Here is an 11,930-nt window from a genome sequence, read left to right on the forward strand (position 1 = left end):
CGTTTAGAAGTTTACACGTCAGTTAGTTGATTTTAGCCGCATCTTTCTTTACAATAAGACATGAAATTCATTTATCAGGAGAGATGTAGATCATGAAATGCAAAATTTCCCGCACTGCTGCCAAAATGCTACGTATGGAACTAGATAAAGAAGAAAACAAAGGACTTATGGTGCGTGTAGCAATTGCACATAGACATGGTGATCATGCACATTATGAACTAGGATTAGATGATCAGACTGAAGCCGATTATGTTGCGCACACTGAGCAAGGGATTGATGTGTTGCTTGACAAAGATGAGCCTCTCTTGGATGGAATAAGAATTGATTACTTCTACCTCCCAGAAGAAGGTTTCATGATTACAAACCCAAGTAAGGGTAATCACGGAGACCACTAATGGCTAACGATATCCGAATTTGTGATGAATGCAAACACATTAAACTGAAATCCATCATGCCTAAGTTGAAACAAATGGCACCCGATGCAGAAATCAAAGTCGGATGCAAATCCTATTGTGGCCCATGCTCCAGGTTCGCTTTTATATTCATTAATGGCAGATATGTAACCGGTAAGACAGAAGATGATGCTTTGCTGAAAGCAAGTAAATATGTGAAATAAACAGCCCGAACATGTTCGGGCTGTTTTTTCTTGCTGGCTCTGTTAGCAGCAACATATTTCGTCAGTAAGCTACTTTTGCACAATTTGTATAAGATTGCCGCATGTATCGTCGAAAACAGCTATTGTGAGTTTGCCCATTTGTGTTGGCGCCATCGTAAATTTCACGCCGCTTTGCAATAATCGTTGATACTCTTTATGAATATCTGTAACACCAAACATTGTCGCTGGGATGCCATCGGCATAGATCTTCTTTTGATACTCTTTGGCGGCAGGGTGGTTATCCGGTTCGAGCAAAAGCTCTGTACCGTCCTGCTCATCGGGAGAAACAAGCGCTATCCATCTAAATTCTCCGACGGGAATGTCATGCTTTGATACAAAGCCCAGCGTTTCTGTATAAAACTTCAATGCCTTGTCCTGATCTTGAACGAATATACTGGTAACTATGACTTTCATCATGTAGTTGCCTCCTTTGATATTTGCAATGTTGGTTACGATAAACGAGTTTCGCGCAATTCATTAACGATTTCCTATTCCTCTGGACTTAACTTCCCCTGTGTTTTATAATACTATAATAGCACATATGTTCGCTAATTACCAAGTGCCAACAAAGCATTTAACAAACCTATATTTTTATATAATTCAGAAATCTATAGTAAATCTGTAAGCGCTAATTCCAAATTCGAATATTGAAATTTATATCCATGATCGAGCAGAACTTGCGGAATTACGCATTGTCCATCAAGTAGCAATGTAGACAATTCACCAAACACAATCTTGAAGATAAAAGAAGGAACGGGGAACCAATTCGGCCTTCCCATGACTTTACCAATTGTACGTGCAAAATCTTTATTGCGAACGGGATGCGGTGCAGTCCCATTAACGGGTCCATTGATATCTGTGTTCCGAATGCAATAATCGATTAACCCTATCATATCCTCAATATGAATCCATGACATCCACTGAAGACCTGAACCAATCCTGCCGCCAACAAATAGTTTATAAGGTAGCAGCATAGGTGGCAAAGCTCCTCCATCACGTCCAAGTACGATACCGACTCTTATTTTGATGATTCGCGTATCTTGGATACGATCTGCAGCTTGTTCCCACTGCTCAACTACTGACGAGAGAAAATCCATGATGTGTGCAGGTGAACGCTCGTCGAAGCGCTCGGACTCTGATATTCCGTAAATGGACATGCCAGAAGCATTAATGACGACCTCAGGTTTATTCTGTAGCCTGGAGATGATATCAGCAAGAGCAGCGGCTGTCGTTAGCCTTGATTGCACGATCCGTTCCTTGGCACTTGCTGTCCAGCGTTGATTAATAGATTCGCCTGCAAGATTAATAATGGCATGAACACCTTCAAGCTGCTGAGGGTTATTCTTCAACGATTCCCATGTAAGGGTTGTTATGCCATCCAATGGTTGTTTAGCGGTAGAACGTGAAATGATGATGACTTCAGCACCCTGCTTGACATAGAACGAAGCTAAATGCTTACCGATGAAACCAGTTGCCCCCGTAATGGCAATTTTCATTGCTCGACCTCCCGCATATATAAATGATCCATTCAGGCAAAAAACTTACAAGTGAATTTTAACATATATACATGATATAGTAATGATGGGTTTGCAAATTTTGGATGCATACTTAATCGAATGGTCGCAAGAGGACTAGGAAAGCTGCGGTGATGGCAGGAATTAATGCTTTAATTTATCAGGTAGAAGGTGAATGGAACAATTATGGCAATATTCAAAGATTTATGGTGGTTTTTTAAGCAAGAGAAAAAAAGTTATCTAATGGGTGTCTTATTCTTAATTCTAGTATCGTTCGTTAATCTAGTACCTCCATATATCATAGGTAAAGTAGTGGATGGTATTCAGAATCAAACTTTGACGGCTGCTAGTTTAGTAGAATGGCTGCTGCTTATTCTGCTGCTCGCATGTCTAGCGTATGGATTCCGTTTCGTATGGCGTATTTTTATTTTTGGCTCCGCATTACGGCTGGAAAGACAGCTACGTAACAATCTCTATCAACATTTTACGAGAATGTCTCCTCAATTCTTCCATAAGCGCAGAATTGGCGATTTAATGGCGCATAGTACGAATGACGTGCAAGCTGTTGAAATGACGGCAGCTGATGGCGTACTGACATTGGTCGACTCTTTAACAACGGGTGCTCTCGTTACCATTACGATGTTATATATTAATTGGAAGCTCACGTTAATCGTCCTGATTCCAATGCCGTTCATGGCGCTTGCAACTTGGATTTATGGAGAAATGCTGCATAAGCGATTCCATAAAGCACAAGCGGCTTTCTCTGACTTGAATGATAAAGTGCAAGAGAATGTGTCAGGTGTTCGCGTGATTAAAGCATTTGGTCAAGAAAAAGCAGAAATTCGTTCATTCCAAAATTTATCGTCCGATGTGGTACATAAGAATATTGCAGTTGCAAAAATCGATGCTTTATTCGATCCAACGATCTCGCTGATTATCGGGTTCTCTTTTATCCTGGCAGTTGGCTTTGGCGCGATGTATGTTACCCAAGATAATGGATTTACATTAGGAGAGTTAACGACTTTTACGATTTATTTAGGACATTTGATTTGGCCGATGCTTGCATTCGGCATGCTGTTCAACATTATGGAACGCGGAAGAGCTTCCTATGATCGAATTAAGCTTATGCTTGGCGTTAAGCCTGAGATTACAGATCGCGAAGATACAGTCGATGTCATCCCTCAAGGTAATGTGAATTATCAAGTCGAGAGCTTCTTATATCCAGAGCAGGAGAATGCTGCCCTTCGTAATGTTCAGTTCGAACTTAAGCAAGGACAGACGTTAGGGGTTGTTGGGAAAACAGGCAGCGGCAAAACAACGCTTCTCAGGCTGCTAATGCGTGAATTCAACCTTACGAAAGGTGATATTCAAATCGGTAATCAATCCATCTACGATGTGACTTTACATGCATTAAGAGGGGCTATTGGGTACGTGCCGCAAGATCATTTCCTATTCTCCGCGACGATTGCTGAGAACATTGCTTTTGGTAAACCTGATGCATCGATGGAAGAGATTCACGCTGCTGCCAAGGCGGCATGTATACATGATGATATCATACAATTTACAGATGGTTATGGGACGGTTGTCGGCGAACGTGGGGTTACATTGTCAGGTGGCCAGAAACAGCGGATATCGATTGCGAGAGCTTTGCTGATGAATCCGCATATTCTGATGCTCGACGATGCGCTATCCGCTGTTGATGCCAAGACAGAAGAATCGATTCTGAATGAACTGCGAATCAATCGCCAGCAGCAAACGACGCTTATTTCAGCACATCGTTTAAGTGCGATCGAACATGCAGATTTAATCTTGGTATTGGAAGACGGGCAGATTGCCGAAAGAGGTACACATGAAGAACTGATGTTAACTGATGGCTGGTATGCCGAGATGTATAACAAGCAGCAGCTTGAATCAGATGTAGATGAAGGAGGTCAATTAGCGCGATGAGTGAGATCAGTCCGAAAGAGAAATTGTCGACGAAGCATACCGTCCGCAGACTAGCTGCTTATATGAAGCCGCACCGCGTCGCGCTAATTACCGCTTTTATCGTATTAGCATTAGGAACAGCTTCAAGTGTCGCTGGACCGAAGCTGATCCAAATTTTTATCGATGACTATTTAACGCCACGCAATTTTGATTGGCAAGCGATCGGTGTATTAGCGGGTATATATTTAGGTCTACATCTGTTATCCGTCGTATTCACTTATTATCAGTTAGTTAGCTTTAATAAAATTGCCTATTGGATTATTCAACAGATTCGGGTGGATGTCTTTAGCAAAATTCAGCATTTGGGCTTGAAGTTTTTTGATAGAACGCCGGGTGGTAGCTTGGTTTCTCGTATTACGAATGATACAGAATCGATTAAGATGCTGTATGTCAGTGTATTGTCAACCTATGTGCAAGGGATTGTTATGCTGGTTGGGATTTTGGCCGGGATGTTCTTTTTGGATGTGAAGCTTGCGCTGTATTGCTTGCTGCTGCTGCCTGTAATCATGATGCTTATGCAGGTGTATCGTAAGCTTAGTTCCAAGGTATTCCATATCTCTCGAGAGAAAGTAAGCCAGTTGAATGCCAAGCTGAATGAATCGCTTCAGGGAATGAACATTATTCAAGCGATGCGTCAGGAAAAAAGATTCCGTGAATCATTCGACCAGACGACCAAAGAGCATTATAAAGCCAACTTAAGGCAGATTAAGCTGAATGGATTGCTCGTTAGACCTGCTGTTGATTTCATCTATTTACTAGCGATTATGCTAGTTCTTGGTTTCTTCGGATTCAAATCATTTGTTGGTCCTGTGGAAATTGGTGTTTTGTACGCCTTCATCAATTATTTGGAGCGATTCTTCGAACCAATCAATATGATGATGTTCAGATTAACAGAGTTTCAACAGGCGATTGTATCGGCTGAGCGTGTGTTTGGTTTAATGGATGAAGAAGAAGCTGCTCCAACACAGGAAGGCGAAAATAATCCTCAGATCGTTCAAGGTAAAATTGAATTTAAGGATGTTAGCTTTTCTTATGATGGTCAGACGGATGTATTGCATAACATCTCGTTCGTTGCGAATCCAGGTGAGACGATTGCATTAGTCGGCCATACGGGCAGTGGGAAGAGCTCTATCATTAACCTGCAGATGCGTTTCTATTCCATTAATCGAGGCGAAATTCTGATCGATGAACAACCAATTCAAGCTTACTCCGATCAGGAATTGCGTGATAAAGTAGGGCTCGTTCTGCAGGACTCGTTCTTATTCGCCGGAGATGTAAAGCAGAATATCAGATTGCATGAAGATGAGATTACACAAGAGGAGATCGAGCGTGCTGCGGAGTTTGTTCAAGCGGATTCGTTTATTCGAAAGCTTCCGGGGCAGTATGATGAACCAGTTGGTGAGAGAGGGGCAACATTCTCTAGCGGTCAACGTCAGCTTCTATCCTTCGCACGAACGATGGCACGTAATCCTAAAATTCTCGTGCTCGATGAGGCGACGGCCAGCATTGATACCGAGACAGAGGAAGCCATTCAAGCAGCGCTTGCCAAAATGCGCAAAGGACGGACGACGATTGCCATCGCCCACCGCTTATCGACGATTCAAGATGCAGACCAAATTCTCGTGCTGCACAAAGGTGAAATTGTTGAACGAGGCAATCATCAATCCTTATTATCACAAAGAGGACTATACTATCGCATGTACTTGCTTCAACAAGGAGCAGAGAAACAATCCAGCTCACCAACAGCTTAAACTGTTGGTGAGCCAAGTAGACGAATCGTATCCAGTATTTCTGGATTCTCAAGAGTCGATATATCACCAGGATCAAGCCCGAGGTATGCTGCGCGAATTGCCCTTCGAACCACTTTGCCATTACGTGTTTTGGGGAGCTGTTCTGCTGCATGTATAACCTTGGGCTTCATTCCTTTTCCAAGCTTCTCCTCAACATAATGGAGCAATTCATTCATGAGTTCTATCGTTAACTTGGATTCCTGGTATGCTTGACTGATGACGACTAGGCATACAGCTACTTCACCCTTAACATCGTCGGGAATGCCAATTGTAGCAGCCTCAAGAACGGCGGCATGCTCGACTAGGGCGGATTCCATTTCGGCAGGTCCAAGTCTTTTGCCAGCAATGTTCAGCGTGTCATCAGAGCGCCCCCTGATATACCAATACCCCTCATCATCCTTCTCGACCCAATCTCCATGCACCCATGTGTTCGGATATTTGGAGAAATAAGTCTGCGTATATCGCTCCGCATCATTCCAGAAGCCGGCAGCCATTCCAACCCAAGGCTGCTTAAGCACAAGCTCTCCAATTCCTGTAGAAATCGATTGACCCTGGATATCATAAATGTCCGCATCCATACCAGGCAATGGCCCATTGAATCCGGATGGCGCAATATCTTTAAGCAGTTGATTGGATAGAATACCGCCTGAAATTTCAGTACCTCCGGAATAATTGACAATCGGGATACGCCCCTGCCCAACTTGCTCGTATAACCATTTCCAAGGATCGTCATTCCAAGGCTCGCCAGAAGAACCGATCACACGTAGGGAGGATAGATTATGCTGCTGATGCCACTCATCACCTTGCTTCATTAGCACACGTATCAGTGTGGGCGAGACTCCAAGATGCGTGATTTGATGAGTTTCAGCCAGCTTCCATAACCGATTAGGTTCAGGATAGTCTGGTGAACCGTCATATAACACCATTGTAGCGCCGTTAAGTAAAGCGCCATATAGCATAAAGGGACCCATCATCCATCCCATATCCGTTAGCCAGCAGAGTCGATCTCCCTGCCGTACATCCATCCCATAACCCGCATCAAAGCCTGCTTTAATCGGGAAACCGCAGTGAGTATGCACGATTCCCTTAGGTTCGCCTGTTGTACCCGATGTGTATAGAAGCATAAGTGGCTCAGTGCTTGTCATGGGTTCCACTTGTGATGGCACTAATTGGGATGATTGTTGAATGAGCGTAGACCACGCAAGGTCACGATGATCATCCCACGGAATGTCGATACCGAGTTGGCGAACAACGACCATGACCTCGACTGATGAGCATTGATTTGCGGCTTCGTCAGCGATGGGCTTCATCTTGATGATCTTGCCTTTGCGATAATAACCATCTGCCGTAAATAGCAGCTTGGCTCCTGATGCATGTAGCCGTTTGGCGATGGTTGAAGGGGCGAATCCTGAATAAATTGGGATCGCTATAGCACCAAGCTTGGCTAATGCTAACATGGCGATGACGGTTTCAGGGATCATAGGCATGTAGATGGCGGCACGATCACCTTTGCCGATACCTATTTGACGCAAACTATTTGCCAGTCGATCGACTTCTAGCGCTAGCTGTTCATATGTTAAGGATCGTCCTTTTTGCAGCTCATTCTCTGCAATAATAGCGTACTGGTTCTTCGTTGCTTCGTCCTGTAGCCACCTGTATACAGCAGCTTGTGTAATATTCAGCTCGCCGTTAACAAACCAATGAGGCCACGCAAAGCCTCGAGATGAATCTAGCACCTGATGATAAGGCTTAAGCCATGGAATCTGCATATCTTGCACGACCTGATCCCAGAACCAGCGAATATCTCCAATAGATTCAGCATAGAAGGCATCGTAATCCTCAAACCCCAGCTTTCGCATGAACTGAACTAATTTCAGCTCCAACTTGATTTCACCTCACAGCCAGCTATACATATAATCGGGTTCTTCTGTGTTGATTACTTGACGGACGACCTTGAGTGGCTTGAATGTATCGATCATGACAGCTAGCTCTGCTGTCGCATGTTGACCGATGCTAGCTTCAATTTTGCCTTTGTGCGGACCATGTGGTATTCCTGTCGGATGCAAAGTAATCGAGCCTTCTTCCACACCTCTGCGGCTCATAAAATTGCCATCAACATAATATAGAACTTCGTCGCTATCTACATTGCTGTGAAAATAAGGAGCAGGAATCGCTTGCGGGTGGTAGTCGAATAATCGTGGAACAAAGGAACAAATAACAAAATTATGACCTTCGAACGTCTGATGAGTTGGAGGTGGCAAATGAACTCTGCCTGTAATCGGTTCAAAATCTCCAATATTGAAAATCCACGGGTATAAGAAACCGTCCCAACCCACAACATCCAGTGGATGATGATTCAGTACAATGGAATGTAGATAACCACGGGATTTGGTGCGAACTTCAAATTCACCTTGGTCTGTATATGTTAATAATTGCTCAGGCAATCGAATATCGCGCTCACAGAATGGACTGTTCTCTAACAATTGACCATGTTCATTGCGATAGCGCTTTGGTGTTGTAATCCAGCTATTCGTTTCGATGACGAGCATCTTTGTAGCATCGCCATCCGCATCCGGAATAACTCGGTAGATCGTTCCGATTGGCAGAACGATATAGTCACCGCTTCGATAAGTGAGCGTACCAAACATCGTTTCAACCTGACCTGATCCATGATGAACGAACAGCACTTCGTCACCGTCACTGTTTCGGTAGTAATAATCCATTGGTTTATCGGGATTCACAATACCGATTAGCAGATCGTCATTTCCGAGGAAATATTGACGGCCTGTTAATGCATCACCAGTTCCTGTATAACGCTTTGTTTTAAAATGTCGATGTTTGAGTGCGCCCATTTCTTCATACTCTGGCATATAGCTGCCAAGTAAAGTAGCGCGCACAACCTCGGTCGGTGGATAGTGATGATAAAGAATCGATTGAATACCAGAGAAGCCTTTGGTGCCCATGACTTGTTCACGATATAAGCTATCGTCTGGCTTGCGGAACGTTGTATGCCTCTTAGGAGGAATACTCCCCATACGATGATAAAATGGCATAGGTTCAGACTCCTTTCATTTAATCGTATTTCGCAATACGCCTAATCCTGTTATTTCGAGTTCTACGATATCGCCAGATTCGAGCCATGGCTGAACATTAGTGCCTAGTTCAAGAATACAGCCCGTTCCTACGGTTCCAGATCCGATCACATCACCTGGATATAGCGTGGTATCTTGAGATGCACGTTCGATCATTTGGCCGAAGCTATAATGGATATCTTGAAAATTACCTTGTGAGATCAGCTTGCCATTGACTCTTGCTTTCATGGCAAGGTTATAGCGATCCTTAGTGCGATAAGGTTCAAGTTCATCCTTGGTAACAAGATATGGCCCAAGTGAAGTGGCAAAATCTTTCCCTTTGGCAGGTCCCAAACCAACCTTCACTTCTTGACGCTGCAAGTCACGGGCGCTCCAATCATTCATGACGCAATATCCAGCAATGTATTCCTCAGCCTTGTTCGCAGATATATTGCGTCCCTGTTTGCTGATGATGCAAGCAATTTCCAATTCAAAATCCAATTCGCTCGTAGCAGATGGACGCTCAAGGACTCTATCAGGCCCAATAATCGCTTGATGATTGGAATAATAAAATACGGGAATTTGATACCATTCCTCGATCATCTGAAGTCCTCTGTGACTTCTGCAGGTACGTACATGCTGCTCGAAAGCATAGAAGTCTCTTAAGCTGGACGGTCTGGTTAGTGGAGCTAGCAGAATTACATCAGAAAAAGCGTAGGTTTGCTGTTTTTGTCTCATCAGCTCCCAGTTATGCGAATAATCTTGATTAAGCAAGTAAGCTTCGTATTGTAAGGCGAGAGGGAAGTAACGATCAAATTCCTGCAGGAAATCAGCCATTAATGAAGGCAATTGGCCTTCACTAATGGCTTCCATATCAATCACTTGATCTCGAAGGAGGAAGCCTGCTCTGGCACGCTTCTGTGGAGCTTCGAATGTAACGAGTTTCATCTGCTACCTCCTAAGTTCATCAGGGAATTTCTTGCGTTCAAGAGTGAATGTATCCGCAGCAGCACGCGTAAAAACATTGCCTGCCATGCGTCCGATGGGAGCAAGCTTGCTCATATCGATCTTCCCATCCTTATACACTTCCTCGTTCATGTGAATGAGAACAACGCGACCGATGACAAGACTCCCGCTCCCAGGATGTGATCCATAATCAAGAATTTGCTCAAGGACACATTCCAGTTGAATTGCACATTCTGCAACACGTGGAGGCTTGACGATTGTACTTGAGACCTTGCTTAACCCCACAACCTCGAATTCATCCACTTCTGGGTTAAATTCAATCGCCGTATCATTCATCTGAGCCGTAATTGGCTCACTGACGATATTGATCACAAATTCCTGGTTATGCTGTATATTCGCAAGCGTATCCTTGATCGCTCCATCTGTACCCCGACGCATCGGAGCGAAGCAGACCATCATCGGATCAGCGCAGATCGCTGTAAAGAAGCTGAATGGCGCAAGATTTGCGATCCCGTGCTCATCTATAGTGGAGACGAAGGCAATTGGTCTTGGTACTATGGAACCGATCATTAATTTGTAGGCATCCTGCCACTGAAGCGAATGGGGCTCAACATGCATGCGAATCACGTTCCTTTAATAAGTTGAAATCGATTATAAATTTCCTCTTCTAGCTTGTTCGCGTTCAATAGATTCAAATAGTGCTTTGAAGTTTCCGTCACCAAAGCCTCTTGCGCCTTTACGCTGAATGATTTCAAAGAATAGAGTCGGGCGGTCAACAAGTGGCTTCGTGAAAATCTGCAATAAATAGCCTTCATCGTCACGATCTACCAGAATGCCCAGCTCACCTAGCTTAGCTAGATCTTCATCAATTTGCCCTACACGGTCAGGAAGCATTTCGTAATACGTATGCGGTGTAGACAAGAATTCAATGCCATTACTCTTCAGTGCCGTAACGGTTGTAATAATATCATTCGTCAGAAGTGCGATATGCTGAACGCCAGGGCCGTTATAATAATCAAGATATTCTTGAATTTGGGATTTACGCTTACCAGTTGCAGGTTCATTGATCGGAAATTTGATTCTTCCCCCGTTATGCATAACTTTGGACATGAGAGCGGAATACTCGGTCGAGATATCTTTATCATCAAAATGAATCATTTGCGTAAAGCCCATGACTTTCTCATAATAGGACACCCATTCTTCCATTCGTTCAACGTTACCGACAACATGATCGATCCCAATAAGGCCAGTTTTTTCAAAAATAATATCAGGTGTATACGCTTCAAATCCTGGAGCAAAAGCACCTTTATAATTGGAACGGTCAATTAGGGTGTGAACTGTGTCTCCGTATGTGCCGATGATTGCTTTGGTCACTGAGCCGTGTTCATCGGTATAAACAGTAGGTTCCATAATCGGGATAGCGCCTCGAGTTACGGCATCTACATAAGCTGTAGCTACATCATCAATGCTGAGCGCAATGTCATGTACGCCATCTCCGTGCAGCCCGATGAATTTGGAAGCAAGATGGTCACTCAGCAAAGCGCCTGTAACGATAAAGCGCATCCGATTCTGTTCCAGCACATAAGATACATGATCCTTGACGCCAGTCTCTAGCCCGCTGTAGGCAACAGGCTGAAACCCAAAAGCACGACAAAAGAAATAGGCAGTTTGCTTCGCATTACCAACAAATAATTCCACATATTCGACTTCTTTGACCGGAAAAATTTCTGTGGATTGGACAGTATGAACAGCTTGAACTTTCACATGAACGCCCCCTAATTTTCACAATATTGAAACTATTTAAAGTATAATTCATGAAATAAATAATTGACAAATACTTACATTAATGCTACACGGCTGTTATGCACTGGTCCTTCAATGTGACAAAGCGAAATTACCTGAATTGTATTGAAATTATCCACAATTGGAGTATAATGGCGTTTATATT

The 11,930-nt window shown here is 43.6% G+C and carries 11 protein-coding genes; 4 read left to right on the forward strand and 7 right to left on the reverse strand.

Features of this window, described 5'->3' with window-relative positions:
- Positions 1–92 precede the first annotated feature (92 nt).
- Positions 93–395, forward strand: coding sequence for an iron-sulfur cluster assembly accessory protein (locus E0485_RS19840; protein ID WP_132419814.1), 303 nt, complete (start codon positions 93–95; stop codon positions 393–395).
- Positions 395–616, forward strand: coding sequence for a DUF1450 domain-containing protein (locus E0485_RS19845; RefSeq protein WP_132419815.1), 222 nt, complete (start codon positions 395–397; stop codon positions 614–616). Before E0485_RS19840 ends, E0485_RS19845 begins: the two co-directional genes overlap by 1 nt.
- 69 nt (positions 617–685) lie before the next feature.
- On the opposite strand, the gene E0485_RS19850 is transcribed toward E0485_RS19845, so the two are convergent.
- A complete protein-coding gene (locus E0485_RS19850) occupies positions 686–1,069 on the reverse strand; it encodes a VOC family protein (RefSeq protein WP_132419880.1) in 384 nt (127 codons plus the stop codon).
- A 194-nt stretch (positions 1,070–1,263) separates the two neighbouring features.
- Positions 1,264–2,151, reverse strand: coding sequence for a TIGR01777 family oxidoreductase (locus tag E0485_RS19855; protein WP_132419816.1), 888 nt, complete (start codon positions 2,149–2,151; stop codon positions 1,264–1,266).
- Positions 2,152–2,355: 204 nt separating this feature from the next.
- On the opposite strand from E0485_RS19855, the gene E0485_RS19860 reads away from it, so the two are divergent.
- Entirely contained in the window at positions 2,356–4,116 is a 1,761-nt protein-coding gene (locus tag E0485_RS19860) for an ABC transporter transmembrane domain-containing protein (RefSeq protein WP_132419817.1), read from the forward strand.
- Complete coding sequence (locus E0485_RS19865) at positions 4,113–5,906, forward strand: ABC transporter ATP-binding protein (RefSeq protein WP_132419818.1); 1,794 nt, start codon at positions 4,113–4,115, stop codon at positions 5,904–5,906. The genes E0485_RS19860 and E0485_RS19865 overlap by 4 nt, the downstream gene beginning before the upstream one ends.
- Here the strand turns inward: E0485_RS19865 and E0485_RS19870 are convergent.
- Genes E0485_RS19870 through hppD form a run of 5 tightly spaced genes read right to left on the reverse strand, consistent with a single transcriptional unit; the run spans position 5,903 to position 11,746 of the window.
- The gene (locus E0485_RS19870; protein ID WP_328591328.1) at positions 5,903–7,828 is read right to left on the reverse strand and encodes an AMP-binding protein; all 1,926 of its coding nucleotides are present in this window, start codon (positions 7,826–7,828) and stop codon (positions 5,903–5,905) included. The two genes, E0485_RS19865 and E0485_RS19870, sit on opposite strands and share 4 nt — an antisense overlap.
- Positions 7,829–7,840: 12 nt before the next feature.
- On the reverse strand, positions 7,841–8,998 hold the full coding sequence (locus E0485_RS19875; RefSeq protein WP_132419819.1) for a homogentisate 1,2-dioxygenase: 1,158 nt from the start codon (positions 8,996–8,998) through the stop codon (positions 7,841–7,843).
- 15 nt (positions 8,999–9,013) lie between these two features.
- On the reverse strand, positions 9,014–9,964 hold the full coding sequence (locus E0485_RS19880) for a fumarylacetoacetate hydrolase family protein (protein WP_132419820.1): 951 nt from the start codon (positions 9,962–9,964) through the stop codon (positions 9,014–9,016).
- Between the two features lie 3 nt (positions 9,965–9,967).
- Entirely contained in the window at positions 9,968–10,600 is a 633-nt protein-coding gene (locus E0485_RS19885) for a flavin reductase family protein (RefSeq protein ID WP_132419821.1), read from the reverse strand.
- A 33-nt stretch (positions 10,601–10,633) separates the two neighbouring features.
- Positions 10,634–11,746, reverse strand: a complete 1,113-nt coding sequence (gene hppD, locus E0485_RS19890) for a 4-hydroxyphenylpyruvate dioxygenase (protein ID WP_132419822.1) — start codon at positions 11,744–11,746, stop codon at positions 10,634–10,636.
- Between the last annotated feature and the right edge of the window lie 184 nt (positions 11,747–11,930).

It is taken from the genome of Paenibacillus albiflavus (assembly GCF_004344915.1).
GTDB lineage: Bacteria > Bacillota > Bacilli > Paenibacillales > NBRC-103111 > Paenibacillus_AM > Paenibacillus_AM albiflavus.